Origin of the sequence: Archangium violaceum, from assembly GCF_016887565.1 — a bacterium.
Lineage (GTDB): Bacteria > Myxococcota > Myxococcia > Myxococcales > Myxococcaceae > Archangium > Archangium violaceum_B.
The window spans coordinates 910,791-937,058 of record NZ_CP069396.1 but is presented as its reverse complement, the minus strand read 5'-3'; the positions used below and the strand labels follow the sequence as shown (position 1 = coordinate 937,058).

Sequence of the window (26,268 nt, the reverse complement as noted above, 5' to 3'; positions counted from 1 at the left end):
CGTGCAAGGTAGACCAGTGGAGGGGCGGAGAGGAAAGAACCCTCGCACCCTGGCTGCCTGCCCGCTTCCTCTGGACCGGGGGAGTGATTCCCCCGGTCAGGCCCCGAGGCTCAGCGCCCGTTGCGGCGCGAGCGGACGGGCACCGGAATCGGACGGAGGTGGCCGCCGGACTGGTCGTCCTCGTCACGCACGCCCGCGCGGGCCAGGTGCTTGGAGAGCCGGCCGACGAGCATCAGGCCCGCCATGCGGAAGTCGGAGAAGAGCGACCACAGGGGGTACTTGAAGGTGGCCGGCCGGTTCTTCTCCAGGGTGAAGTGACTCACCCAGGCGAAGCCGTAACCCGCCACGAGCATGGCCGGCACCAGGCCCGCCCTGCCCGTCAGCGCGGCGGTGACGCCCAGCCCCACCGCCAGCGAGGTGCCCACGAAGTGCAACCAGCGGGTGATGGGCAGCGAGTGCTCACGCAGGTAGTACGGCCAGAACTCGGCGTAGGTCGGGATGCGCTCGTTCATAGGTGAATTGTGCTGCTGGAGCCTCCCCATTCGTCAACCCTCCGCCACACCTCTTTGGCGCTTCTGTGTCATTCGTCTAGGCTTGACGGTCTCCGGGGAGACGGATCGTGAACGACTGGACGCCCAAGCCCATTCCCTCGGCCGCCCTGGCGAAGCTCCCCCTCACCCCCGAGGAGGGCTTCGTCCTGTCCCGTCTGGACGGCGCCACGCCCGTGAGGCACCTCACGGCCCTCACCGGGTTCCCTCCCGAGCGCATCCAGGCCATCCTGACGCGCCTGGTCGAGCACGGCGCCGTCCTACCCGCGCCCACCTCCGCGCCGCCGCCGTCCACCGGGGCCAGGGCCGAGGCTCCGCCCGAGGAGGACACACCGGCCGAGGGCGAGGAGCCGCTCGCCGCCGGGGAGGAAGAGGCCCCCGAGGACGCCACGGTCGAGGCCGCCGCGGGCAACTGGAGGCAGATCTTCGAGCGGCAGTTGCACCCGCTCCCCGAGGACGAGCGCGCCAGCAGGGCCCGGGGCGCGGAGGATCCGGAGCTGTCCGCGTTCTGTTTCGATCCGGTGCCCGCGGTCATCAAGTCGGTGCTGGAGAACACGCGGGTGGGACTGGGGCACGCGCGGCTCATCGCGCGCCACCACCACAACCCGGTGGGACTCGAGGCCCTGTGTGGCCGGGCGGCCTTCGTGGCGGACACGGGGGTGAGACGCTGGCTGGTGCGCAACCCGCAGCTGCCCGCGGGGCTCTACCGCCGCCTGTGGAGCGGCCGCCGGTTGCTGGAGCAGTACAAGGTGGCGATGGACCGGGACGTGCCCGAGGGCACCCGCCGGACCGCGCGCGAGGTGATGCGGACGCGCTTCAACACCGCGCCCGCGGAGGAACGCGTGGAGCTCATCCTCAACACCGAGGGCCGGGTGCTGGCCTCGCTGGTGGGGCTGGCGGTGGACGGGAAGACGGGGGCGCTGCTGTGCGGGCGCACGTACCGCTCGCCCATGCTCATCCAGAACATCGCGCGCTGGAGCGCGGCGCCGCCGGCCCTCATCGCGCACCTGCTCAAGCAGGAGGCCGTCCGGAGGCAACCGCAGTTGCGCATGCTGCTCCAGCGCCACCCCAACGCCCCCGCGGACGCGCGCCGCGGAGGGTAGCGCCCGAACGCTCCCACCTCACTCGAAGATGCGGCCCTCGAGCGCCTCGATGGCGGCGCGGATCTCCGGAGGCACGGCCACCTTCTGGTAGGTGGGGTATTGCAGGGTGACGAGCACCGCGCCCCCGCGCGCGTAGCGCACCCCGGTGTGGGCATCGTCCACCGCGTACTCCATGGTGATGCTGGTGGTACCGAGCCGCGAGACTCGCGCCCCCACCACCAGGTCCGCCGGGAAGACGACCGGGCGCAGGTACTCCGCGTTCGTCGCGGCGACGATGGGTCCCACGCCCCCCTCGGGCTTCTGCATCTCGGTGCTCACCAGCCCCACCCGCGCCATGTAGGCGATTCGGGCCGCCTCGAACCAGGTGAAGTAACGCGCGTTGTTCACGTGGCCGTACGCGTCCATGTCGCCCCAGTGCATGGGAAAACGGACGGTGATGGGAAAGTCGTTCATGGCGGGCCATGCATCACGCCCGGCCATTCGGGGCAATCGGAATCATCGGCTGGAGGCCCACCGGCCCGAGGCGGAAGCGCTCCCCTGGATGCTCGCTCCAGGATTCCCCGTCTGGCGTGGAACCTGACGGGGCAGTTCCCCGTCGGGGAGTTGACCCGGGCACGGTGCTGGGGGACCGTGCCCTCAGTGACACCGCACGAGCCCGGCACCGCGAAGCAGCAGCAGGCCGCGGGGACGCAAGAAGCGCCTCCTCGCGACCCCCCACTCCACGAGACCCGCCCCTGCCAGACGGGCACCGCGACGAGGCCCGAGCAGCACGCGGACATGGTGCGCTGGCTCCACCCCGCCATGCTCGTGCGCACCGGGCTGGACGCGCTGGTGGCCGCCGCCTTCGGCGCTCGCGCGGACCACCGCCTCATCGAGGCCGTGGTGCGCCCGCAGCCACCCTTCTTCGACTACTCGGAGGAGTCGCCCGACGGGGACTTCTGGCTGGACTACGCGGCGGACAGCGGTGACGGGTGGAACTCCACCTATACGGTGGCGCGGTTGATGGCGCTGCCCTCCATGGAGCTGAAGGACGCTGCGGGCCAGACGCACCCCACCGAGCGCGGGCGCATCCTCGTGCTCGGCGGAGACCAGGTGTACCCGGGCGCCAGCCGCGAGACGTACGAGGAGCGCCTGGTGCTTCCCTACGAGGAGGCGATGGCGCGCACGAAGCAGCCCAGCCCGGACCTGTTCGCCATCCCCGGCAACCACGACTGGTATGACGGGCTGTCCGCCTTCATGCGGCTGTTCTGCGCCAACCGCTGGCTGGCGGGGCGGCGCACTCGCCAGAGCCGCAGCTACTTCGCCCTCAAGCTGCCACGTGGCTGGTGGCTCATCGGCACGGACGTGCAGCTCAACAGCGACATCGACGTGCCCCAGGTGGAGTACTTCCACCAGGTGGCCACGCACATGAAGCCGGACGACCGCGTCATCCTCTGCAACGCGGAGCCCGCCTGGATTCTCGCCGCCACCAGTCAGCGCCGCGGCTACCTGGAGAACAACCTCGAGTACCTCCAGGAGAAGGTGTTCGGCCGGCGCATCAGCCTCTTCCTCGCGGGAGACCTGCACCACTACAAACGGCACGAGGACCCCGAGGGCCGTCAGAAGATAACCGCCGGTGGCGCCGGGGCCTTCATGCACCCCACGCACACGCCGTCGGCGCACCGGCTGCGCGATGGGTACGAGCAGAAGGAGTGCTTCCCGGACGAGCGGACGTCCCGGAAGCTGGCACGCAGGAACCTGATGCTCATCCGCTCCAGCCCCCTCTTCGGGCTGATGACGGGCGCGCTCTACCTGCTGCTCGCGCTGGCGACGTACACGGAGATTGGCGTCTTCGGGCTCTCGAACATGGTGGATGCACTCGCCGCGGTGGCGTCCTCGGTGGTGACGCGCCCGTGGTCGCTGACGTTGGGGCTGGCCACCATCGGCGGGCTCATCGGGTTCGCGGACCCGACCTTCGGGCGCTGGCGCGTGCTGGCCGGCACACTGCATGGCCTGGCACACATCACCGCCGCCTTCTTCGTGGCCTGGGGCTCGGTGTACTTCACCGTCAGCGTCATGGGCATCTGCCCGGACGTCATCTCCGGCAACACGGCCCTGGTGCCCGGGGTCGCCCTGTGCGCCGCCGGGTGGACACACGTCTGGGCCAAGTTCCTGCTGGGCGCCCTCTTCACCTTCGCGGGCGGCTTCCTCGTGGGCCCCTTCATCATGGGCCTGTACCTGGCCGTGAGCGTCAACGCCTTCGGCGCCCACTACAACGAGGCCTTCATCTCGCTCGCCATCGAGGACTGGAAGAACTTCCTGCGGCTGCGCATCGACAAGGAGGGCCAGCTCACCGTGTACCCGGTGGGCATCGAGCGCGTGCCTCGCAAGTGGAAGGAGACGCACGCCGGCCCCTACGCACCGGCCTACGACCCGGACGACCCGGAGGCCACCGAGCCCGTCCTCATCGAGTCCCCGATACGCGTCCGGCCCCGCCGCTGAGACCCCATCCCACCTCGGCACTCAGCCCTCGGCCTCCCGGCCCGGGGTAGCACGGATTTCTCAGCGGGCCCGCACCCCTTCGGCCGTTTTTGGTGTAAAATTACGGCATGACTGGCGCTTCCCTCTCCGTGCAGCCCCGCCTTGCCCTCGCTGTCCTGCTGGCCGCGTGCGTTGCCCTGGGTGGTACCGGGTGTGCCACTACCTCACGCGCTACCACCTCCACCCTTCCCGCGCCCATGCCCGAGCCCGTGGCCCAGCCCGCTCCGGCCCCGGCGCCCGAGCCCGAGCCCGCCCCGGCGCCCGCCAGGGCCGAGCGCCCCAAGTCCGTCGCCAAGCGCTCCGCTCCCAAGCCCGCGCCCGCTCCCTCGCCGGAGGTGAGGACGTCCGTCGCGGCGAGGACGCCCGAGCCGAGGCGGCCCCAGGCCGAGGGGTTTGGTGCCCTGTCGTCCGAGCCCGTTCCGTTCGAGCCCTCGGCCATGACGCGCCCGCAGCGGGTCAGCGGCAGGGAGCCCCGGCTCACCCCGGAGGCCCGCGCCGAGCGCGTGCGAGGCACCGCGCTGGTGCGCTGCGTGGTGACGCGCGAGGGACAGGTGAAGGGCTGCAAGATGCTCAACGGCCTGCCCTACATGGACCAGGAGCTGCTCGAGGCGGTGTCCAGCTGGCGCGTCACGCCCGTCACCCAGCAGGGCAGGCCGCTCGACGTGGAGTACACCTTCGTCGTGCGCATACCCGCGAGTTGAGGCGCGGGGGGTCCGGCGTTAAACCCACCCCATGCCCAAGGGTTCCGTCTTCGGTGGGAAGGCTCACGGTCTCCGCCTCGAGCGCATGCGCGCCTCTCCCCGCTTCCTGGAGGGGGTCTTCAAGAACACCGCGGGGGTGGGCCCCGGGCTCAAGCCCGGCACCGCGTTCTCCACGATGGGCGAGTTCCTCCTCGGAGGACAGAACCGGACGCCGCCCGCGCCGCTGCCGCTCGAGAGCCCGCTGGCGACGTGGGCGCGGCCGGTGGACACGGGGCTGCGCGCGACGTGGCTCGGGCACTCGACGGTGCTCCTGGAGATGGAGGGACTGCGCGTCCTCACGGACCCCGTCTGGGGCGAGCGCGCCTCGCCGTCGTCCTTCGCGGGACCCAAGCGCTTCCACCCCGTGCCGGTGAGGCTCTCGCAGCTGCCGCCGCTGGACGCGGTCATCGTCTCGCACGACCACTACGACCACCTCGATTACCCCACCATCCTCGAGCTGGCGCGAATGGACGTGCCCTTCTACACGTCGCTCGGCGTGGGCGCGCACCTGGAGGCCTGGGGCGTGCCGCCGGAGCGCATCACCGAGCTGGATTGGTGGGAGTCCGCCACGCTCCCACGCGGCGAGCTGCGCATCACCGCCGCGCCGTCGCAGCACTTCTCCGGCCGCGGCATGGGAGACCGCAACCGCACGCTCTGGTCGTCGTTCGTCCTGGAGACCCCCAGGCACAAGGTCTTCTTCAGCGGCGACACGGGGCTCACGCCGGAGTACGGGGAGATCCGCCAGCGGCTCGGGCCCTTCGACCTGGTGATGCTGGAGGTGGGCGCGTACCACCCGGCGTGGGGCGACATCCACCTGGGGCCGGAGAACGCGCTGAAGGCGCTGGAGCTGCTCGGCGGCGGCGCCTTCCTGCCGGTGCACTGGGGCACGTTCAACCTCGCCATCCACGCGTGGGATGATCCGGCGGAGACGCTCCTGCGACTCGGACAGGAGCAGCGGGTGCGGCTCGTGATGCCGAAGCTGGGCGTGCCCGTGGAGCCCTCGCGGGTGGAGGGTGTGGAGCCCTGGTGGCGGTCCGTCCATGCCACCCGGGAGGCGGAGAGGCCCGCGCCGAGCGCGGTGGATCCGGCGAGCTAGTGTTGCGCATGCTCCCTCTCCCTCTGGGAGAGGGCGGGGGGTGAGGGTCTTCACCCGCGTTCCCAGGCGAAAGACCCTCACCCTAGCCCTCTCCCAGAGGGAGAGGGGACATCCACGGGCCCTCGGACCCTGTCCAATGACTTCGTGGACACTCCACTGGCGGCCGTCCCTCACTCCGGAGGCAGCGGCGTGTACGTACCGCCCCGGGACTCCACGGCCTGTCGCACGGCCTGATCGAACTCCGCCCGGGTGGTGAAGATGCGGATGCCGCCCAGCTTGATGCCGGCCATCGTCACGCCCATCTCGACCACGTTCGAGCCGATCAGCACACTCAGGGAGCTGATCCGCGATGCGAGCCGCAATCCCAGCTCCGTCAGCTCGGTCCGGGCCTCGGTGGTGTAGAGCTCCATCGCCTCCCAGTCGTGGAAGATGTCCACCTTCTGCGAGGTGTCGGCGACGAACTCGTTGATGACGGCCACGGCGATCTTGGAGCGCTCGGCGTCGAACAAGCGCCCGCGGAATCTCAACACGAGGACATGAGGGGCGGGCAGCCAGCGGCGCAGCTCTCCGTTGGGGGAGGACCACGTCCTGGTTCCATTCACGAGCGACTGGGTGGGCATGCGAGGACGCCCAGTATGGCAGTGAGGCCACGCCTCATGCCATGTTGCGCGCGAGGCTCCCCAGGGTGGCCAGCGCCCCCTCCAGCAGCGGTGACCACGGAAAACCGCAGTTCAGACGGATGAAGTTCCCGTAGCGCTTCTGTGCCGAGAAGATGGGGCCGGGCGCGATGCTGATGCCCGCCGCCAGCGCCCGCTCGTGCAGCACCAGGGCGTCCATCTTGCGCGGCAGCTCCACCCAGACCAGCGGTCCCCCCTCGGGGCGCGTCGCGCGCGTGCCCTCCGGGAAGTGCTCGCCGACGGCCTCCACCACCTGCCGGACCTGCGCCTCGAGCCGCCGACGCAACGCGCGCAGGTGTCTGTCGTAGCCCCCATCCCGCAGGAAGGCGGCGATGGCGAGCTGCGGCAGCGTGGGCGTGGCCACTGTCTGTGCGAACTTGAGCAATTCCACCTTCTCCCGGAAGCGCCCCGGCGCCACCCAGCCCACCCGGTAGCCCGGCGCCAGCGTCTTGGAGAACGAGCCGCACAGCAGCACCAGTCCCTCCTTGTCGTGGGCCTTCGCCGGCCTCGGACGCCGGGGGCCGAAGTGCAGGTCCCCGTAGATGTCGTCCTCGATGAGCGGGATGCCGCGCTCGGCGAGCATCGCCACCAGCCGCTGGCGGTTCTCCTCGGGCATGCAGCTGCCCAGCGGATTGCTGAAGCTGGGCACCACCAGCACGGCGGCCACCTTGCGCTTCCTCAGCGCGGCCTCCAGCGCGTCCAGCTCCATGCCGTGGCGCGGGTGGCTGGGAATCTCCAGCGCCCGCAGCCCCTGGGCCTCGATGGCCTGCAGCGTGCCGTAGTAGGCGGGAGACTCGATGGCCACCGTGTCCCCGGTGCGCGCCACCGCGAACAGGCTCAGGTGCACCGCCTCCGAGGCCCCGCACGTCATCACGAAGTCCTCCGGCGAGAGCGGGCAGCCCCAGTCCAACGAGCGGCGCGCCACCTGCTGGCGCAGCGTGAGACACCCCGGCGGCATGTCGTAGTCGATGCCCACCTCACCGGCCTCGCGGGCGAGCGCGGCCAGCTCCCGGTTGAGGCGCCGCGTGGGCAGCAGCGCCGGCGAGGGGACCGCCGCCCCGAGCGGGACGATGCGCGGGTCGCTCGCCGCGCGGTACACCCGGGCCACCAGCGCGCTCACGCTCACCGGCGTGGCCGCGATCGAGGGCCGCGACACCTGGGGCTCGGCGGGCAGGGGGCGCTCGCGCCGGCGCACGTAGTGCCCGGACTGGGGCCGCGTCTCGATGAGCCCCAGCGACTCCAGGTGCACGTAGGCCTGCAGCACCGTGGACACGCTCACCCGCTCGCTCGCGCTGAGCTGGCGCACCGAGGGCAGCCGATCCCCCGCCCTCAGCGTGCCCGCGGCGATGGCCTCGCCGAGCCGCTCGGCCACCTGCTCGTACAGCGTGGAGTGGGGTGTCTCGCTCGCCTGCCTCATCGCGCCTCCATGCCGGGCCCGAAGCCACCTCCTCCTTTAACGAGGGGACGCCGCCCGGCCCAGGTACAGCTGACCCCCGCGAGGACCAGCACAGTTCGGGAACCCTGAACTGTACTGGTCACAAACGCAATCCGCTGAATCTGTTCTGCTCGCCGCGCCGGACGCATGTTGCGCGTGGAACAGGAGGCGGAGAGACATGGCCGCGACGATGTTGGGTGCCGGTGGGGAGCCGGCGGGTCTGGCGCTCGCACAGGGCGCGCTGTGGACGTACCTGCCGCGAATGGGAGGGCTGATGCTCTCCTGCGGCGAGGGCACGGTGTGGCTCACCCGCGAGGGGGACACCGAGGACCACGTGCTCCAACCCGGGGACGCGCTCCAGATGGAGGGACACGGACGGGTGGTGGTGCAGGCGCTGCGGCCCGCTCGCCTGTACTTCGCGCCCACGCCGCCCTCCGAGTCGGCGCGCACCTGGGAAGGACTGCTGCTCGGCGCGCTCGGCGTGGTGGCCTTCAGCTTCACCCTGCCCGCCACCCGGGTGGCCGTGCCCGAATTGGGTGGCACCGTGGTGGGACTGGGGCGCGCGCTCATCGCCGCGGTGCTCGCGGGACTGCTGCTGGCCATACGGCGCGAGCGGCTCCCCGAGCGCCGGCACTGGCCGCGCCTGGCGCTGGTGGCGGGGGGCGTGGTGGTGGGCTTCCCCCTGCTGTCCGCGCTGGCGTTGCGCCACATGCCCGCCTCGCACGGCGCGGTGCTGGTGGGCCTGCTCCCCGCGGCCACCGCCGTGGCCGCCGTGTTCCGCGCGCGCGAGCGGCCCTCGTGGGGCTTCTGGCTGTCCGCGCTGGCGGGGCTCGGCTGCGTGGTGGGCTTCGCGCTGGCCCAGGCCACGGGGCGGCCCACGCTGGGGAATGCGCTGATGCTGCTCGCCGTGGCCGCGGCCGCGGTGGGCTATGCCGAGGGTGGAGCCCTGGCGCGCGAGCTGGGCAGCTGGCGCGTCATCTGCTGGGCCCTGGTGCTCTCCGCGCCCTTCCTCGCCCCCGTGGTGGCGCTCTCCGTGCGCCCCGAGATGCTCTCCGCCAGCCCGCGCGCCTGGCTCGGCATGGGCTACGTCTCGGTGGTGAGCATGTTCCTCGGCTTCTTCGCCTGGTACCGGGGACTGGCGCTCGGCGGCGTGGCGCGCGTCAGCCAGCTCCAGCTCGTCCAGCCGCTGCTCACCCTGCTGTGGTGCGCGCTGCTGCTCGGCGAGCCCGTGGGGCGCGGCACGTTCGGTGTCTCCGTGCTGGTGATGCTGTGCGTGCTCGCCAGCGTGCGTGGCCGCGTGCGGCGCGCGGGCTGAGCCTCCGGGCGACACGGCGGACCGAGGGCTCCCTCCACAGGCAGCCCCGGCGTGGATGCGCGACGAGGGGACGAGGGGAAGGGGGCGTTCCTGGCGTGGGGACTATGGGCCAGCGAACGGGTGTCTTGAAGGGGAAGTCGTCTTCGCCGCAGGGGGAGGAGAGCCGCCGTGAACCTCGAGATGCATTGGCCCACGTCCTCGCCCACCACCCTGGCGGACATGTTGGAAGCACGGCGAGAGGACATCACCCACCACTGGGTCGAGCGGCTGAGCGAGAGCCTGACTCCCGATGCCCGGACGCGGTGCGTGCTGGAAGACCACGTCGACGGCTACCTCCACGAGCTGACCCGGGTGCTGCACCGGAGCGGGCACCCCAAGGCCTCCGGGCGTCCGGAGCGGGGCCTCGAGACGCGAGCACACGAGCAGCACCACTGCCCCGGCGTCGACCTGCCGACGCTGGTGCGGGAGTACGCCGTGCTGCACGAGTGCATCCTCGACTCGGTGGCGGAGACGGGCACGCGCCTGTCCCTGTCCGACGTCCGGACCCTGCTCTCCTTCCTGGTCCACGACATCGCCGAGAGGGTGGACGCGCTCGCCACGGACCTGAGCGAGCACCAGGAGGCCGAGGCCCGGCTGTTGCGCGAGTCCGAGGAGCAATCCGAGCGCATGGCCGCCCTCTTCCAGCAGGCCCCCTCGGCCATCGCCCTGATGCAGGGGCCCGAGCACGTCATCACCCTGACCAACAACCTCCACACCCAGCTCTTCGGAGGCAGGCAGGTGCTGGGCAAACCCGCCCGCGAGGCCGTCCCGGAGGTCGAGGGCCAGGGCTACTTCGAGCTGCTCGACCGCGTCTACAGCACGGGCGAGCCCTACGTGGGCAACGAGGTGCCGTTGTGGTGGGACCGGCGGGGCAACGGCACGCTGGAGGAAGGCTTCTTCAACACCACGTACCAACCCATCACCGGGCGGGACGGACGCGTCACCGGCATCTTCGCGCAAGGGGTCGAGGTGACGGAGCTGGTGCGCGCGCGCCAGCGGGCCGAGGAGGAGCGAGCGCTGGTGGACACCCTGCTCACCAATGCCCCGGTGGGCCTGTGCTTCGTCGACAAGGACATGCGCTACGTGCGCATCAACCGGCTCCTGGCCGACATCACCGGCGTGTCCATGGAGCAGGCCCTGGGCCACACCCTGTATGAAATCGCTCCCGCCCTGGACGCCTGCCTGCCCATCCTCCACCAATGGGTGCTGGACACGGGGCAGCCCCTCCTCGACTACGAGGTGACGGGACGTCCCGCCGGACAGGGAGGAAGGCTCCACCACTATCTCGTCAGCCACTACCCGGTGCGCAACCCGGCGGGCGAGGTCTTCCTCGTGGGCACCTCGGTGCTGGACATCACGGATCGCAAGCGCGCGGAGAACGAGACCGAGGAGCGCTTCCGCCTGCTGGTGGAGGGCGTGGAGGACTACGCCATCCTCATGTTGGACCCGGAAGGCCGCGTGGCCAGCTGGAATCCCGGGGCCGAGCGCATCAAGGGCTGGAAGGAGGAGGAGGTGCTCGGCCGCTCCATCTCCCTCTTCTACCTGCCCGGGGACGTGATGGCCGGGGTGCCCGAGCAGTCCCTGCGCATCGCCGCCACCGAGGGGCAGTACCGCACGGAGGCGCTGCTGCTGCGCAAGGACGGCCACCAGTACTGGGCGGACATCCTCCTCACCGCCCTGCGGGACGAGCGGGGCAACCTGCGAGGCTTCGCCAAGATTACCCGGGACATCTCCTCGCGGCGGCGGGCCGAGGAGGACCTGCGCGCGACGACCCAACGGCTCCAGGCCATCCTGGAGACGGCCGCGGACGGCATCCTCACCCTCGACGAGCGGGGCCGCATCCAGAGCACCAACCCGGCCACGGAGCGCATCTTCGGCCATCCGCCCGAGGTGCTCCTCGGCCGTGACATCCACCACCTGGTGCCCGGGTTCCACCCGCGCGCGAAGCAGAAGCCGGGCATGACGGGCACCCGGCGCGAGGTGCGGGGCCGGCGCGAGGACGGCAGCCTCTTCCCCCTGGAGCTCTCCACGAGCGAGATGCACCTACCCCAGGGGCGCTTCTTCACCTGCATCACGCGCGACATCACCGCGCGCAAGTGCGCCGAGAAGGCGCAGGCCCTGTTCATCGAGCTGGGGACGCTGCTGTCCCAGTCCCTCGATGTCCCCACCACCTTGAGGAGCATCGCCTCGCTCGTGGTGACCCACCTGGCCGACGACTGCCTGGTGTACCTGGTGGGCGAGGACGGACAGCTCCACCGGCATGAGGTGGCGACGAGCGACCCGGAGCGACTGAAGCTCCTCCAGGAATTGCGGCGCCACCCACCGACGATGGGCGAGGCCGCTCCCCTCTTCAACCACGTCATGGAGCGGGGCGTGCCCCTGGTCCTGCCGGAGATCACCCCCGAGTGGATGGATGCCAACGCCCTCAACCCGGAGCACCGGGAGCTCCTGGGGCGACTCGCCCCGAGGTCGTTGATCCTCGCGCCCCTGCTGGCCCGGGGCCGCAAGCTCGGCGTCATCAACTTCATGTGGACCCGGCCGCGCCCCACGTGCACCACGACGGACCTGGAGTTGGCCCGGGGCGTGGCGGATCGCGCGGCCATGGCGCTGGACAACGCGCGGCTCTACCAGGAGGCCCAGGAGTCCATCCGGGTGCGCGAGGACGTGGTGGCCATCGTCAGCCATGACCTGCGCACGCCCCTCAACGCCATCGCCCTGTCGGCCACCACCCTGCTCAAGCGCCAGGACGTGGACGAGCGCACCACGAAGGCGGCCGGCCGCATCCACGCCGCGGCGGAGCGGGCCAGCCGGATGATCCGCGACCTGCTCGACCTCCACCAGGCGCGCACCCGGGGCCTCCCCGTCCACGTCGAGCCCCTGGACTTCCACGAGCACATCCTCCGGGTGGTCAAGGAGGTGCGGCTCGCGTGGCCCGAGCGGCAGGTCGCGTTCCACTCCAGCGGAGAGGGCCGGGGTGAATGGGATGGGGACCGGCTGGCCCAGGTGGTGACCAACCTGGTGGGCAACGCGCTCCAGCACGGGCCGGAGGGCAGGCCCGTGCGGGTGTCCACCCGGAGCGAGGACTCGAGCGTCCTGCTCGAGGTGCACAACGAGGGGCGCCCCATCCCCGCCGAGGTGTTGCCGGGCCTCTTCGAGCCCTACCGGCGGGGGCCGGAGGCGGGGGCGCGCCAGGGGAGCCTCGGCCTGGGGCTCTTCATCACCCGGCGCATCGTCCTCGGCCACGGGGGCACCCTCGAGGTGCGCTCCACGGAGGCGGAGGGGACCACCTTCACCGTGCGCCTGCCACGCTTCAGGCCACGGTGAGGATTTCCACGCCCGTGTCCGTCACCAGGACGGTGTGCTCGAACTGGGCCGTGCGGCTGCCATCCGCCGTCACCGCCGTCCAGCCGTCGTCCCACACCCGGTGGTGCCAGTGGCCGAGCGTGAGCATGGGCTCGATGGTGAACACCATGCCGGGCTGCATGATGGTGTTGGCCGAGGGGTCATAGTTGTGCGGAATCTGGAGCCCGGTCTGGAAGCGCTCGCCGATGCCATGGCCGCAGAAGGCGCGCACCACGCCCAGGTTGTGCTTGTGGGCGTGGTTCTCGATGGCCCGGCCAATCACGTTGATGGGCAGGCCCGGCTTGACCGCCTCGATGCCGAGCATCATGGACTCGTAGGTGATGCGCACCAGGCGCTCGTCCTCGGGGTCCTTCGTGCCCGCGAAGAAGGTGGCCGAGCAGTCGCCGTGCACCCCGTCCAGGAAGATGGTGACGTCGAGGTTGATGATGTCCCCGTCCTCGAGCGGCCGGTTGTCGGGGATGCCGTGGCAGATGACCTCGTTGACGGAGGTGCAGAGGGACTTGGGGAAGTTGTAGTAGTTGAGCGTGCTGGGGTAGCCGCCGCGCTTGATGTACTCCTCGTGCGTGATGGCATCGAGCTCGTCCGTGGTGATGCCGGGGCGCACGTGGGCCCCCACCGCGTTGAGCACCTCGGCGGCGGCCTTGCAGGCGCGGCGGATGCGGGCGATGACCTCGGGGCTCTTCACCTCGGAGTAGGCGGGAGTGCGGCTCGGCCGCCCCGAGACCGTGTCCGCGTAGTCGGGACGCGGGATGTGGGGAGGAACGGAGCGGATGGGGCTGATGAGGCCCGGCCGGATGCCCCGCGGGCGGGCCTCGGGCCCTCGCTTGCGAGCATCGACGGAGTCCGCGCCCCGGTGGCACTTCTTGTACTTGGTGCCACTGCCGCACCAGCACGGGTCGTTGGGCTTCGGCAACACTGCGGGTGCAATCCGCACGGTGGAGACATCGGTCATATCGTGGACCTATAGCTCCTGGAGACGGAGCGCGCACGCCTTCTCGGCCGGTCGATTCCCCTCCAGCGGAGCACGAGTGTCTCGGGTACCCAGCCTGTGCGACGCGTCGGCGCCCGCGCGCCAACCCCTCAGGTAGTACCCGTCATCACGGCGAATCCAGGTTTGCCATAATTTTACACTTTCGCTACTATTGAATGCACGTCAGCGGAGACACTCCGCCGCACCCAAGGGCCACTTTGGAGCGCTACTACCTGACAGACGAACTCTCGCTGTCCCAGACAGACGATCCCCAGGTTGACCGGCGCTATTGCATCTTCATCGGGCGCCGCGCCTTTCATGGATCCGAACGTCTGGCGCGGCTGCTCGAGTGCCTGGCACGCGAGTCGTCGCTGGATGCGGTCGTCGAGCGCATGAATGAAGGTGGCACGAGGGTCAGCGTCGAGCAGATCCGCTCGGTGATCCAAACCCAATTGCTGCCAGCGGGGTTGGTATCGACAGACAAGCAGGCCGGGCCAGCGGCCAGCGGACGCTCCCCCTACCTGTTCTTCGCGAGGCGGCTGGCCGACCCCGCCATGGTCACGCGCGCCTGTTCCCCGTTCACCTTCCTGTTCGCACCGCGCATGCTGGCCGTGACGCTGCTGGCGTGCGGCGGCCTGCTGGGCGGGTGGATGCTGGCCACGCTCACCCAGGTCGGCGGCTGGAGCGCGACCGGCGCCGCTCTCGACATGACGCTGGGCGACGCCCTGCTGTTCTACGCCCTGCTGTTCGGCGCGTTCGCGTTCCATGAGCTCGGGCACGCGGCGGCGTCGCGTTATTCCGGCGCCGACCCCGCCGAGATCGGAATCGGCCTGTATCTGGTTTTTCCGGTGCTGTTCTGCAACGTCACCGAGTCGTGGCGGCTGCCGCGCGCCAGCCGGATGCGCGTCAACCTCGGCGGTGTCTACTTCCAGTTGATCGTCACGGCGCTGGCCGTGCCCGTACAACTGGCAACCCACAGCGCCGTGATTGCCGCCTTCATCGGCGCCAGCGTGACCACGCTCTGCGTGACGCTCAACCCGTTCTTCCGGTTCGATGGCTACTGGGTCTACTCCGACCTGTTCCGCCTGCCCAACCTGCGCGACCAGGCGCGCGCCTGGAGCGCGCACGTGCTGACCCGCGTGGCCCGCGTCCTGACGGGACGTCGGGACGTGGTGCCGTCGCCCCTGGCGGGCGCCCCGATGGCGCTGCGCGTCTATGCGCTGGCGTCGACCCTCTTCTTCACCCTCTTCGCGCTGCTCGCCGCGCGTACCACCTGGCTCCTCGTGACGTCGTTGCCGACGCTGCTGGGCGCGGTCGAGGCCAGGTTCGCGAGTACACGGCCGCTCGAGGCGCTCGTCGCCGTATCGGGTAGCGCGGCGATGGTGCTGGCGTACCTGGTCGGCGCGCTCTTCTCGGCGCTGATGGTCCTGTCCACGCTGGGACGGGGAGTGGGGCTCGTGCGGCTCGCGCTCGCCACCCCACCCCGGCGTTCCGCCACCAACGCGCAGGGAGGTGCCGCATGAGCCTGGATGAACGATACGTCCGCAAGGCGAACGAGATCGACGCGGCGCTGCGCCGCGCGCTGGGCGGTGTCGTCGCCGCGCCCCGACGGCACGATGCGTTCAACAACGCCTACCACCTGTGCGACGCCAACCTGCGCTATTTCTTTCCGCACCTGTCGCGCGAGCGCCGGGACGAGGTCATCGCGGAGGTGTTGTTCCTGCAGAACATGGCCGTGCTCGACCAGAAGCAATACGACCTGGTGGAGACGACGCGCCTGGATGACCTGGCCGGCATCGTCTCGGGCGGACGACAGACGGGCGGTCACATCTTCTGCACCTATCACACCGGTTCCTACCGGCACCTGTTCCACTTCCTGCTGCGCGCCGGAACCGAGTGCGTGCTGTTCCTGGCCGGCAATACGCTGAACAAGCAGGGGCAGGACATCCTCGATGTCGCGCAGGACGCCGCGCGGGCACGGGGCTGGACGGGCACGCTCCGCACCGTCAACGCGCAGGACCGCAACAGCGTCCTGTTCGGCCTGCGAGCCCTCAAGCGCGGCGCATCGCTCGTCATCTATATCGACGGCAACGCGGGAGTCGGCAGCAACAAGGAAAGCGGCAGCATGGTGCCCGTGCGGTTCTTCGGTCAGCACATCATGGCGCGTGCTGGAATCGCCTATCTGAGCCACCTCGCGCGCGTTCCCGTGGTGCCCGTGGTGTGCCGGCGCGACGCCACTCATGCGCTGTCGCTGACCTTTCATCCGCCGATCGTCCCGACCGGGGACGATCGTGAGCAATACGCCGCGGACACGACGCAGGCGCTGTACAGCCTGCTGGAACAGTCGGTCGCCGATGCTCCGGGGCAGTGGGAAGGCTGGCTCTACGTCGAGCGCTATCTCCAGCGAAGCACCGACGTGCGTCCCGCCGCGCGGACCAGCGAGGAGAGCGCCGCGGAGCTGCGCGCCGATACCGACCGGTTCGCGCTGCTGCTGTACGGCGACCAGCCGGTCCTGCTCGACAAGGCACGCCACAGCTGCATCATGCTCGACCCCGCGTCAGCCGACGTGTTCCGCACGGCGGTCGAGCGCCCCTCCGCACGAGACGCACTGGATCTGTCGAATGCGCGGATTCGCAAACTGATCGACGTGGGCGCGCTGACGCGCGCCGAAACGGCTGAGCCTCGTGCTGGCTGACCCACGCCAGCACCCATTCCTGTTTGTCGTTGCACGTAGCACAACCGGAGGAAACACCATGGACGCACTGAAGCCCGGACAAGAGATGCAGGTCGCTGCCGATGAGACGATGGATGAGTTCCAGCTGACCGAGCTGGAATCTCGCCTGGAGATGACGGTGACCCTCGCGGCGGGTCAGCCTCTCGCGCTGATCGGTTACTGCTGCGAGTGCGTCGGCCAGACCATGTGCGAGTAGTCGGGTGATGGGAGGCCTGTTGAGGGTGGCCTCCCTCCCTGGGCAGACCCGACGTGAACATTCGCGGGTCTGCCCTCGGTGACGATCCCCGGGCCTCGGGATTGCACAGCGCCAGGGGGATGCTGAAATCCTCCCTCATGGCCTCCCGTCGCGCTCCTGAGAATGGGACCGAGCGAAACGCCGCGTCCGTCGAGGCAGCCTTCCAGGCGGTTCCGCCGGAGAAGGTGGCGGAGATCCTCGACGGTGAGTTGCACGTCAGTCCTCATCCGGCCCGCCCACATGTCAACGTGACATCGAACCTGCTTCCACTCATCGGAGCGCCCTTCGCACTCGGCAGGGGAGGACCGGGCGGATGGGTCATCCTCCACATGCCGGAGCTCCACCTCGGCCCCCGGCCCGACAAGCTCGTGCCGGACCTCGCCGGGTGGAGGCGCGAGCGCCTGCCTCGCGCCGTCGGAGGGGACGAGGCCCCGGCCCATTACGACCTCGCCCCGGACTGGGTCTGCGAGGTCCTCTCCGAACGCACACGCAGCAGGGACAAGGGCCAGAAGATGCGCATCTACGCCCGCGAAGGCGTGCGGCACGTATGGCACGTGGACCCGCTCGCGCGCACGCTCGACATCTTCCGGCTCATGGAGGGCCAGTGGCTCCTCGTCCATGCCTTCGCCGGAGAGGAGACCGTCCGCGCCGAACCCTTCGAGGCCATCGACCTCGAGCTGGCGCTCGTCTGGTCCGAATAGTCAGCGCCAGTCCGGCGGCGCCAGCTCGATGCGCGGCACGTAGTAGCCCTCGGGCCCCTGCAACACCGTCTCGAAACGCGGATCATTGAGCACCACGCTGCCGGGGCTCTTGTCCACCCGGGCCGGGTCCACCTTGGCGCCCAGCATGGGCAGCTTCCCGTACGTCGGAATTCCGTACTGGTGCAGGCCATCCACGGCCACACCACAGATGGGCAGCGAAGTGCCGTCCAGAAGGTAGAGGCGATCGAACTGGATGTAGACGCGGTTGGGCGTCGTCACCGCTTCGCCCGTGATCTTCAGGTACAGCTCCTGGCCCTTCATGTCGACGAACATGGAGGCGGTAACGGGGCCCGGCTTGAGATTGAGCGCGCCTCCATCCTCGATGGATTCGTCCGAGACCGCGGTCCCCGTCTCCAGGAAGGAGCCCTGCTCGTCAGGCTTGATGCCCAGCTTGACGGGGGTGGCGCGAGCCTCGGCAGAGCAGTGGGCGAGGTAACCGATGGGATCCGGCCGCACGGGAGCGGTGGCGCACCCCACGAGCTGTGCGGTGGACACTCCCAGCAGGCTGGTGAGCAGCGCACACCAACGAGACGGAGACGGCTCAGAGGCGGAGGAGTGGATGGGTGATTCGGTAGGGGCTGAGGAGAGCACGGACTGCGGTCCTTTCGCGGATGACGCCGGAGAAACCGACGCGGTGGGCTCCGCGAGCAAGCCGTCCTCCCCAGGAGGTACACACGCCACACGGAGGAGCATCCACCCTACCCCGACCAGCCCCAGCACGAAGGGAAGAGCCGTCCGTCGCCGCGACCAACGTCCCACCCATGCCGCGAACCGATGCGGACGAGCCACCCCGGCGGCGATCAAGGGAGGACACAGTAAGGACTCCGGCTCCGGTGGCTCCTCCTTCACCTCCTCCAGGATGTCCACGTCGGGGAATGACTCCTGGAGCCACGCGCACTGAGCGGGCCATTTCGCCGGGGCCTGCCAGGAGGCCGTCAGTCCCTCTTCCGCGCGTACCCGCTCCAGCTCCTCGCGCACGACGCGGGCACTCATGGGCCGCTTGCCGGGCTCCTTCTCCAACAGCCACAGCGCTATCGCACAGAGGGCCTCGGGAAGCTCGGGGTCGAGCCGCCGGGGATGCACGGGAGGTGTGGAGGCGATGGCCACCAGCAGTTGTTCCAGCGGCAGCCGGGTGCTGAAGGGACGGCAGTTGGTGAGTGCCTCGTACAGCAGCACACCAAAGGCATACAGGTCCGCGGCGGGCCGGGCCGCCAGGCGCGCACCCGGGCGCGAGGCCTCGGACACCAGGAAGGTGACGACCTCGGGTGGCTGGCAATGGAGCGTGCCCGGCGCCAGCCCATCCGTCAGCGTGCGGGCCCAGGGCGGGTGCACCGAGCCGAAGTCGATGAGGAAGGGTTTGTCATCTCCCCGCCTCACCAGGAGGTTGTCCGCCTTGAGGTCCCGGTGGCACACGCCCCGCTCATGGAGCACCTCCAGGAGCTTCAACCCCTCGCACAGCACGCCCACGCAGCGGTAGAGGGTCGCGCGCTCGCGCCAACGCCATGCGTGGAAGGTGCTCCCGGAGACGTAGGGCGTGACGAAATAGGCGTAGCCCGTCTCCGAATCGGGCCACCGCCCCCACTCGATGACCGGCAGCAGGTTGGGATGTTCCAGGTGCTCCAGCGAAGCCACCTCGCGGCGCATCCAGGCATCCACCCGATCCTCGTCCACCTTCGAAGCGGGCCGAACCGCCATCTTCAACGAGGAGCGACGACCCGCGCGCTCCACCAGGAACACGAACGCGAAGCCCCCGACGCCCAGCCGGCGCACGATGCGGAAGTCCCGAATCATGTCTCCCGCGCGAAGTTGATTGGGATGCAGCGGCGAGCTCATGGGCGCGACAAAGCCTCTTCCAGGCGCAGCGGCTGGAAGGTCCCTGGCGAGTCCTGCCCATCCAACGCCAGTTCCAGACGCGAGGCCCCCTCTGGAAGAAGCCCGGTCAGGACATGGCGCTGGCCTATCGCGTTCGCCCCGCCCGAGAGCACATGCGCGGGCCACTCCAACAGGACACCGTCCGCGAGCATCACCCGCAACCGCCCCTGCACCAGTCTCCACGGTGGAGCCCCCTTCTTGCGGCTCCTCACGGCCACGGTGGCGAAGAAGCGTCGGCCCAGCCACAGCACGGACTCGACCTGCCCTCGCGAGTCATGTGCATTGAGCTCCGCCACCTCCTGCGGGACGGCGAGCGTGGCACGCGCATCCGGCGCGTCGAGGAGCCGTCTGGCCATCAGCTCCGCACCATCCTCATCAGTGGACGCCGGAGCGCGCACCACGCGCACCCACAGGTCCACCGCGTCACCTCGCGTGACGAGCGAGAAGCGGAGCGGCTCGGCGCCATCCTCGGCGTTGACGGTGAGGAGCACCGGCGCGTCCGCAGGCAGCGCCGGGGTGGCGACGAAGACCCAAGCCCCCTCGTTCAGGCGGCTGATCTGAACGAACCCACCATCGCACACGGGCGGCTCGAAACCGGCGAGCAGGGGCGCCTCGAACTCGACGACCGTGGCCACGCCCGGTGCGAGGTGCAGCTCAAGCGGTGGCACCAGCCCGGGACTGGAAGGAAGAACGAGTGTGCGTCGCTGGTGCACTGGCCGCTCCGCCCCACCCCATCCGGAGTCGCCGAAGACAGGGAGGGAGACGAGGAGAGGCAGCAGCAGCCAAGCACCAGGACGCACCTCTTACTCATAGGTGGAACCCGCTCATGGGGCAAGCGAAAAACCACTTTTGCCGTCACCTCGGCCGAGATGACTTTTCGGATGGTGTCCTACGGTATTTTCAACCCAGTGAGCCGGCCCGCGTTGACGCGCCACCTGGAACTTCCGGATGATCAGCGGATACGCAGGATTTCCAGGGGGTGTTCCATGCGCGCCGATTCCACGGACTCTCGACTCGTCGTCAGCTGGAGGCGCCGCGGAGCACGGGCCCTCGGCATGGCGCTCTTCCTGCTCCTCGGTGGGTGCGCCACGAAGGCACCTCTCGCGGGACTCCTGCCCGGCTCCCACCGGCGCCCCGTCCTCCGGCCTCCCCTGATGGCCTCACCCGCCCCCTCCTCCGGACAGACCACCCCGACCAGCGGCGGTAACTTCGGCACGCCCTACACGCCCACGCCCTACACGCCCACGCCCTACTAACCAAGTAGCAGGCGCAGCCTGCGGGCTTCTTGCAGTCGTAGCTGGAGCTGATGCAGCTGTCGCCACAGGGCTTGCTACCGCTGCCGCAGTGCTTGGCAGCTCCTCGTAGGCGTGGAGATGAAGCCGGAGATCAGGCCCTGGGAGTCGACGGCCGTATCCTTCAAGGCTGGTCCACCTGGGGGAAAGGCCAGCACCATGTCGAAGGAGTACCGAAGGCCTGGGGCGGGGGAGGGCGGCGGTACTCAGCTCGAGGCTCGAAGAGGGAGGACGGAGGGCCCTCCGCGCTGGGCGCCTGCAGGAGCCTTCGGGCTCATCGTGCTCTTCCTCTTCGCGGCGTGCGCGACGCACGCACCAATGGCGGAGATGGGCGGAGGGCGGAACCGCAGCTGGCGTGAGGCGCCCGAGGACGACGTGGCCCGGGCCGGTCCAGCGACGGAGCCAGGACTTGAGGGCGCTCCAGTGCTCGATGTGGTGGTGCTCGAGCCGACGCGGGTGAGGACGAGGCCGGTTCCCATCAACAAAGCGGAGTTTCGGGAGGACGTTGCGCGGCTGGCGCACGGCCGCCAGGTTCAGGGCCGTCCCCAAGAGGTAGCGGCGGCAGTGCTCGAGGTCCAGGAGTTGCTGCGCCAGGCCAGGGAGGCGAAGCCGGTCTCGGACGTGGAAGGGGCGGGGAGGTTTACGGGGGAGTAGGATCCGCGGGCGGACGGAGGACGGGGGCGGGTAGACGCCCTTTTGCCCGAGGAGCAGTGGGGGCCCGTCCGGCTCGAGCCACAAGCCGAGGCAGAGCTTCGAGCAAGGTACGAGCGTTTCTGCATCGTTCGCGGGGGCGGTGACTGCCTCGGGCTGCTTGAGGACGGTCCCTACCTTCGCGCCGATGACAGGAGCACTCTCGCCCTGGCCCTGGCCTTCGGCTCAGTCCTGGACGAGACGCATGCGGCGCTTGGGCGGGAGCTGAACCCCAAGGCGCTCCTGGCCTCTATTGTCTGGATGGCAGGCATCTACATGGGCCTGTGGCTGCTGCCGGAGCCAGTGACGAAGGGAGTAGCTGCGGTGCTCACGGTGGCGCTGGTGGCCTGGCTCGGCATCGACACCGTGTGGGGCCTCATGGACGGCTGGGCGGAGCTCGTCATGAAGGCGCGGGTAGCCACCACCTTTGACGAACTGCGTGAGGCCGGGGTGGGCTTCGCCAAGGTGCTGGGGACGGACGCGGCCCGGGCAATGGTCATGGCGGTGACGGCGCTCTCGGGGCGGACGATGGCGGAGGTCGGCCCGGCGTTGCGCTCACTGCCGAGCTTCCGGCTCGCGCAGCTGCAACTCGGGGGGCAGGGAGGTCCGGCGTGGGTGTTCGTGCGGCTGGAGCAGGTGCAGACGGTGGCGGCCTCGGCCGAGGGCGCCCTGGCGGTCACGGTAGGGCCCGAAGGCGCGCTCGCTGGCGCCATGATGAGCCGCAACAGCGCGGGGGGCGCCAGTTCAAGCGGATCCTCGGCCAACGAGGTGTACCGGCACCGCGGTGGCAACAGGCAGGTGGAGCGAAATGGCGAGCGGTGGCACCTGCCACGGGGAGTGTCCGTCAACGACATTCCGGCTGCGGACCCCTTGGGGGACCAGCTCCAGGCGGCGGCGAAGCAGGTGAGCACGAAGTGGGGGCGGCATATGTTCACCCGAGATGAGAGAGCGGCCTACGACCGGCTGCTCCGAAGAGGTCTTGCGCACCGCGCGAACCTACTCGAGCGCCAGGCGAGAGGTCGGTGGGTGGAGAGAGAACTCCAGAAGCTGTTCCCGTCGCTGGACTGCAGAGGCCGGGGCGTCGACGTGGTGGGGTCGGCGAGTCAGAAGTACCACTATGAAATCCTGTCCGGGACGGACTGGAACTTCGAGCTTCACGGACGGCGGATGGCGAGCACCTTCTTCCGTATGATCTTCTTCTGAAAATGCGCGCGACTCCCAACATTCACATCGAGAACCGAGAGCTCGAGGGCGAGCGGCTGGAGCTGACGGATAAGGAGGCCATCTACTGGCTTGGCCCGAACATCACGCTGCGGCGCTGCACCCTGGTCCTCGGGGTGGGAGGACGGCACTTCGTTCCGATGTGGGGAAGATTCATCGACTGCACCATCACGGCGAAGCGGGAGGTCGCGAAGGAGTGGTTTACCTCCATGCGATTCGAGGGCTGCCGGTTCACGGGCAGGTTTTCGGGGGTCGGGTTTGGTCAGCGAGTTGGTGTTGACAGGTGGTGGGAGCACGGAGGAATCGAGAACTGCGATTTCTCCGAGGCCCGACTTGACCAGTGCAGTTTCCACAACTGCGACATGCGGACGATCCGGCTCCCGCAGTGGCCATGCTTCACAATCTTGGACCCCATCAAGCACGGACGGGAGCTGCTGAGCGTTCCATGGCCGGGCGACTTCACCCCGGTCATCCTAGAGGGAGAGCACAGGGACTCAGAGGACACCGCGGCGGTGACGATCTACGCGCCGGCGGAGGCGAAGCGCTCGGGGGCGACGCTGGAGGAGTTCAAGGCGGCTGTCGAGCGATTCGACTTCATCGTGCGGTGACGTGATTCCCGCCGGTGCCCTCATCCTGCCACTAGCGATACCCGGACACGGGTGGATCAGCGCTCCACCTGCGCGCTGCACGCCATGCAGTGACGTGCCTCCGGGATGGCCAGCAGCCGGTGCCGTCCGATGGCCCCACCGCAGCGCGCGCAGTGCCCGAACCCACCCTGCTCGATGCGCACCAGCGCATCGTCGATGTCCCTCAGCTCCCTCCGCTCCCGCTCCGACAGCCGCTCCAGCACCTCCGCCACGCTCTCCTCGGCCGCTTCGTCGGCCTGCTCGGACGCCCGCCCCTCCCTCAGCTCCTCGGCCTCCTCCCGGTTGTCACGCAACAGGCCGCGCAGGCTGCTCCGTCGCTGCAGCAAGGCCTCCCGGGCCTGGTTCGTCCACGTGTTCATGATGGTTCCCCACTTCGCGCGGCGGGCCTCGTGGGCCACCGGGGTATGAGTCCGCGCCGGTCCATTTCAGAAACCGTGCCTCGCCCCTCCTTCCTCGGAACGCCCCCTCCCGCGCGCAAGGTTTGCGGCTTTCTCCAGGCCCCTTGTGCACCCCTTGCGCACCAGCCCCCCACCTCCTCCCGTACGCGCGCTGGAACACCCCTTGCTCCGAGTGTCGGCGGCCACACCCTTCCCGGTGTCCCGACACCCCTGGAACGAGGTCGCTCGCACGATGTCCTCCCTCACCGTCCCCACCCCTCCCCGCCCGCTCCTCCAGGGACTCCTCCCCCGCGAGCATGGCGCGTATTTCCAGCTCGGCCTCCCCCTGGCCACCGCCCTCCTCGTCTCCGGCGCGCCCGCCGCCGCCCTCTGGCTCTCGGGCGCCGCCATCGCCTGCCTGCTCGCCCACGAGCCCCTGCTCCTCCTGCTCGGCCACCGGGGCGCCCGCCGCGGTGAGCGCGACGGAGGCCGTGCCCGCTCGTGGGGTATCGCCGTGGGTCTCATCGGCGCGCTGTGCCTCGTGCTCGGCACCCTGTCCCTGCCGGCCGCGGCGCGTCCCTTCCTCGCGCTGCCCCTCATCCTCGGCGGCGAGGTGCTGCTGCTCGCCTGGAACCACCAGGAGCGCACCCTCGCGGGCGAGGTACTCGCCGCGCTCGCGCTCGCCGCCTGGGCCGTCCCCATCGCCATGGCCGGCGACCTTCCCGCCTCCACCGCGATGACCCTCTGGGGCACCTATGGACTGGCCTTCGGCCTGGCCACCCTGGCCGTGCGCACCGTCATCGCCAGTCACCGCCCCCGCGCCCACCGCGAGCGGCTGCGCTGCTCGGGCGCCGCCCTGGTGACCGCCTTCCTCCTCGCGGCCGTGGCCTGGGCGCTGCGCTCCGGGCTGCACCCCCTGTGCGTGGCGGCGCTGCTTCCCGTGGGCCTCGTGGCGCTCGGGCTGTGCGTGGCCCTGCCCTCGCCCCGGCGGCTCAAGTCCATCGGCTGGACGCTGGGTGTGGCCGGCACCCTCACGTCGGTGCTGCTCGGCGTGGGTCTGACCTGATTCACGCCTCGATGGGCGGAGGGACGCGGCGGGCCGTGAGCGTGGAGCCCGCGGAGGCGGCGCTCACCAGGCCCACCGCGAGCCACTGCAGGAGCGTGAGCCGCTCGCCCAGGAACACCAGGCCCATGAGCGTCCCCACCGCGGGCTCCAGGCTCATCAGGATGCCGAAGGTGCGGCTGGGCAGGGCACGCAGGGCGATCATCTCCAGCGTGTACGGCAGCGCGCTCGACAGGATCGCCACCCCCAGGCCCGCCAGGAGCAGCGCGGGGGTGAACCTCGCCTCGCCCACGCTCGTGAGGACGAAGGGCAGCACCGTGAAGGTCGCGAACACCATCCCGACCGCGACGCCCTGCCCCTCGGGGAGCAGCCGGGACAGCCGCCCGCCGAGCAGGATGTACGCCGCCCAGCACGCCCCCGCGAAGAGCGCCAGCAGCACGCCCGTCATGTCGAGCGCGCCGGGCGTCCCGCTCCACGGCGTGAGCAGGACGATGCCCGCGGCGGCCACCACCACCCACAGGAAGTCCAGCAGCCGCCGGGAGCCGGCCACCGCGAGCACGAGCGGCCCGACGAACTCCAGCGTGACGCCCAGCCCGAGGGGGATGCGCGCGATGGCGAGGTAGAAGGTGAGGTTCATGGCGCCGAGCGCCACGCCATAGGGGATGACGGCGGCCCACTGCGCGCGGCTGAGGCGCGCGAGGGGGGGACGGAAGACGGCGAGCAGCACGAGCGCGGCCAGCGTGAGGCGCAGGCCGGCCGTCACCGTCGCGCCGAGCGCCGGGAACAGTCCCTTCGCGAGCGCCGCGCCTCCCTGGATGCTCACCATGGAGAGCAGCACCGCCGGAATGGGCGGAAGGGTCAGACCGCGGCGGCCAGCATGTGCATCGGACATGGCGCCGCTTCTAGCGCGCCGAGGCCCGTTCCGTCGCCAGCTTGCGTGCCCGCTTCTCCACCGCGCGCACCGTGTCCATCACCGCGTCCTTCTGGCCCACGCCGGCCAGGAAGCCGGGGATGGAGCCCCCGGGCTCCACGGTGAAGCGGTAGATGAAGCGCACCCGGCTCTCGCCGGCCGGGGTGAAGTGCCAGCTGCCCTCGTTGTGGTACAGCCGCACCACGCCGCTGCGCTCCGGCAGCGCCTTGCCCTGGGAGAACCACCGCTGGCGGAACACCCCCGTCCCATCCGCGGCCAGCAGCTCCTCGTCCACCACGCGCAGCACGTAGTCCCGGTTGGAGATGATGGGGAAGTCCAGCTGGGTGTACGTCACGCGCCCGTCCGGCTCGTGGGACACCACCTTGGACTCCGTCACGTACGGCATCCAGTGCCGGAAGCTCTCGTGGTCCCTCAGCGCCGACTGCACGTCCTGGATGCTGACGTCCAGGTGGCCCTCGGCCCAGACCTCCCGGCCCCCGGGGATGTCCGGACGCTTGCGGGCCTTGATGGCCACATCACCGTCCGCGACCTTCTCCCAATCCTCCGCCGCCCTGGCGCCACCCATCACCAGCACCACGACCAGGGCCGTCAGGCCCGGCAGGTTCCGCATGTTCGACTCCCCTCACTTTGAGGCGGGTC

At 70.1% G+C, this 26,268-nt stretch carries 25 protein-coding genes; 15 read left to right on the top strand and 10 right to left on the bottom strand.

Annotated elements, in window-relative coordinates; all coding sequences use genetic code 11:
* Positions 1-110 precede the first annotated feature (110 nt).
* A complete protein-coding gene (locus JRI60_RS03985; RefSeq protein WP_204224542.1) occupies positions 111-512 on the bottom strand; it encodes a DUF962 domain-containing protein in 402 nt (133 codons plus the stop codon).
* 107 nt (positions 513-619) lie between these two features.
* Between JRI60_RS03985 and JRI60_RS03980 the strand changes: the two genes are divergently transcribed.
* A complete protein-coding gene (locus tag JRI60_RS03980; RefSeq protein ID WP_204224541.1) occupies positions 620-1,651 on the top strand; it encodes a hypothetical protein in 1,032 nt (343 codons plus the stop codon).
* An 18-nt stretch (positions 1,652-1,669) separates the two neighbouring features.
* Here JRI60_RS03980 and JRI60_RS03975 read toward each other — a convergent pair whose 3' ends face one another.
* A complete protein-coding gene (locus JRI60_RS03975) occupies positions 1,670-2,104 on the bottom strand; it encodes an acyl-CoA thioesterase (protein ID WP_204224540.1) in 435 nt (144 codons plus the stop codon).
* A 324-nt stretch (positions 2,105-2,428) separates the two neighbouring features.
* Between JRI60_RS03975 and JRI60_RS03970 the strand changes: the two genes are divergently transcribed.
* The 3 genes from JRI60_RS03970 (at position 2,429) to JRI60_RS03960 (ending at position 6,007) form a co-directional block, all read left to right on the top strand.
* Positions 2,429-4,132 carry a metallophosphoesterase gene (locus JRI60_RS03970; protein WP_204228719.1) on the top strand — a complete coding sequence of 568 codons (1,704 nt, stop codon included), beginning with the start codon at positions 2,429-2,431 and terminating at the stop codon, positions 4,130-4,132.
* 107 nt (positions 4,133-4,239) lie between these two features.
* Positions 4,240-4,872: an energy transducer TonB gene (locus tag JRI60_RS03965; RefSeq protein WP_204224539.1), complete on the top strand. Its 633-nt coding sequence runs from the start codon at positions 4,240-4,242 to the stop codon at positions 4,870-4,872.
* A gap of 31 nt (positions 4,873-4,903) precedes the next feature.
* The gene (locus JRI60_RS03960; RefSeq protein ID WP_204224538.1) at positions 4,904-6,007 is read left to right on the top strand and encodes an MBL fold metallo-hydrolase; all 1,104 of its coding nucleotides are present in this window, start codon (positions 4,904-4,906) and stop codon (positions 6,005-6,007) included.
* A gap of 170 nt (positions 6,008-6,177) precedes the next feature.
* On the opposite strand, the gene JRI60_RS03955 is transcribed toward JRI60_RS03960, so the two are convergent.
* Both JRI60_RS03955 and JRI60_RS03950 read right to left on the bottom strand, forming a co-directional pair.
* Positions 6,178-6,627 carry a hypothetical protein gene (locus tag JRI60_RS03955; protein ID WP_204224537.1) on the bottom strand — a complete coding sequence of 150 codons (450 nt, stop codon included), beginning with the start codon at positions 6,625-6,627 and terminating at the stop codon, positions 6,178-6,180.
* A 34-nt stretch (positions 6,628-6,661) separates the two neighbouring features.
* Positions 6,662-8,101: a PLP-dependent aminotransferase family protein gene (locus tag JRI60_RS03950; protein WP_204224536.1), complete on the bottom strand. Its 1,440-nt coding sequence runs from the start codon at positions 8,099-8,101 to the stop codon at positions 6,662-6,664.
* Positions 8,102-8,297: 196 nt separating this feature from the next.
* Here JRI60_RS03950 and JRI60_RS03945 point away from each other — a divergent pair, with 196 nt between their 5' ends.
* Together JRI60_RS03945 and JRI60_RS03940 are read left to right on the top strand one after the other, a co-directional pair.
* Complete coding sequence (locus JRI60_RS03945; protein WP_204224535.1) at positions 8,298-9,434, top strand: EamA family transporter; 1,137 nt, start codon at positions 8,298-8,300, stop codon at positions 9,432-9,434.
* Positions 9,435-9,602: 168 nt separating this feature from the next.
* On the top strand, positions 9,603-12,797 hold the full coding sequence (locus tag JRI60_RS03940) for a sensor histidine kinase (protein ID WP_204224534.1): 3,195 nt from the start codon (positions 9,603-9,605) through the stop codon (positions 12,795-12,797).
* On the opposite strand, the gene map is transcribed toward JRI60_RS03940, so the two are convergent.
* Positions 12,784-13,788, bottom strand: coding sequence for a type I methionyl aminopeptidase (map, locus tag JRI60_RS03935; RefSeq protein ID WP_204224533.1), 1,005 nt, complete (start codon positions 13,786-13,788; stop codon positions 12,784-12,786). The genes JRI60_RS03940 and map overlap by 14 nt on opposite strands.
* A 236-nt stretch (positions 13,789-14,024) precedes the next feature.
* Between map and JRI60_RS03930 the strand changes: the two genes are divergently transcribed.
* The 4 genes from JRI60_RS03930 to JRI60_RS03915 all read left to right on the top strand — a co-directional run bounded on the left by JRI60_RS03930 (position 14,025) and on the right by JRI60_RS03915 (position 17,476).
* Positions 14,025-15,329: a hypothetical protein gene (locus JRI60_RS03930; RefSeq protein ID WP_204224532.1), complete on the top strand. Its 1,305-nt coding sequence runs from the start codon at positions 14,025-14,027 to the stop codon at positions 15,327-15,329.
* Positions 15,326-16,501, top strand: coding sequence for a hypothetical protein (locus JRI60_RS03925; RefSeq protein ID WP_204224531.1), 1,176 nt, complete (start codon positions 15,326-15,328; stop codon positions 16,499-16,501). Before JRI60_RS03930 ends, JRI60_RS03925 begins: the two co-directional genes overlap by 4 nt.
* A 58-nt stretch (positions 16,502-16,559) precedes the next feature.
* On the top strand, positions 16,560-16,736 hold the full coding sequence (locus JRI60_RS03920) for a hypothetical protein (protein WP_204224530.1): 177 nt from the start codon (positions 16,560-16,562) through the stop codon (positions 16,734-16,736).
* A 137-nt stretch (positions 16,737-16,873) separates the two neighbouring features.
* Positions 16,874-17,476, top strand: coding sequence for a Uma2 family endonuclease (locus tag JRI60_RS03915; RefSeq protein ID WP_204224529.1), 603 nt, complete (start codon positions 16,874-16,876; stop codon positions 17,474-17,476).
* On the opposite strand, the gene JRI60_RS03910 is transcribed toward JRI60_RS03915, so the two are convergent.
* Both JRI60_RS03910 and JRI60_RS03905 read right to left on the bottom strand, forming a co-directional pair.
* Entirely contained in the window at positions 17,477-19,369 is a 1,893-nt protein-coding gene (locus tag JRI60_RS03910) for a serine/threonine protein kinase (protein ID WP_204224528.1), read from the bottom strand.
* Positions 19,366-20,076 carry a DUF2381 family protein gene (locus JRI60_RS03905; RefSeq protein ID WP_239470334.1) on the bottom strand — a complete coding sequence of 237 codons (711 nt, stop codon included), beginning with the start codon at positions 20,074-20,076 and terminating at the stop codon, positions 19,366-19,368. The genes JRI60_RS03910 and JRI60_RS03905 overlap by 4 nt, the downstream gene beginning before the upstream one ends.
* Positions 20,077-20,394: 318 nt before the next feature.
* On the opposite strand from JRI60_RS03905, the gene JRI60_RS03900 reads away from it, so the two are divergent.
* The 4 genes from JRI60_RS03900 (at position 20,395) to JRI60_RS03885 (ending at position 23,219) form a co-directional block, all read left to right on the top strand.
* Complete coding sequence (locus JRI60_RS03900; protein ID WP_204224526.1) at positions 20,395-20,664, top strand: hypothetical protein; 270 nt, start codon at positions 20,395-20,397, stop codon at positions 20,662-20,664.
* A 315-nt stretch (positions 20,665-20,979) separates the two neighbouring features.
* A complete protein-coding gene (locus JRI60_RS03895) occupies positions 20,980-21,354 on the top strand; it encodes a hypothetical protein (protein WP_204224525.1) in 375 nt (124 codons plus the stop codon).
* A 42-nt stretch (positions 21,355-21,396) separates the two neighbouring features.
* On the top strand, positions 21,397-22,593 hold the full coding sequence (gene sitA5 / locus JRI60_RS03890) for a SitA5 family polymorphic toxin (RefSeq protein WP_204224524.1): 1,197 nt from the start codon (positions 21,397-21,399) through the stop codon (positions 22,591-22,593).
* A gap of 2 nt (positions 22,594-22,595) precedes the next feature.
* A complete protein-coding gene (locus JRI60_RS03885; RefSeq protein ID WP_204224523.1) occupies positions 22,596-23,219 on the top strand; it encodes a pentapeptide repeat-containing protein in 624 nt (207 codons plus the stop codon).
* Between the two features lie 56 nt (positions 23,220-23,275).
* On the opposite strand, the gene JRI60_RS03880 is transcribed toward JRI60_RS03885, so the two are convergent.
* On the bottom strand, positions 23,276-23,617 hold the full coding sequence (locus tag JRI60_RS03880; RefSeq protein ID WP_204224522.1) for a TraR/DksA family transcriptional regulator: 342 nt from the start codon (positions 23,615-23,617) through the stop codon (positions 23,276-23,278).
* 271 nt (positions 23,618-23,888) lie between these two features.
* Here JRI60_RS03880 and JRI60_RS03875 point away from each other — a divergent pair, with 271 nt between their 5' ends.
* Positions 23,889-24,701, top strand: coding sequence for a YwiC-like family protein (locus tag JRI60_RS03875; protein WP_204224521.1), 813 nt, complete (start codon positions 23,889-23,891; stop codon positions 24,699-24,701).
* A 1-nt stretch (position 24,702) separates the two neighbouring features.
* Here the strand turns inward: JRI60_RS03875 and JRI60_RS03870 are convergent, their stop codons facing one another.
* Positions 24,703-25,590, bottom strand: a complete 888-nt coding sequence (locus JRI60_RS03870) for an EamA family transporter (protein ID WP_204224520.1) — start codon at positions 25,588-25,590, stop codon at positions 24,703-24,705.
* Positions 25,591-25,600: 10 nt separating this feature from the next.
* Complete coding sequence (locus JRI60_RS03865) at positions 25,601-26,239, bottom strand: SRPBCC family protein (RefSeq protein WP_204224519.1); 639 nt, start codon at positions 26,237-26,239, stop codon at positions 25,601-25,603.
* Positions 26,240-26,268: the final 29 nt, after the last annotated feature.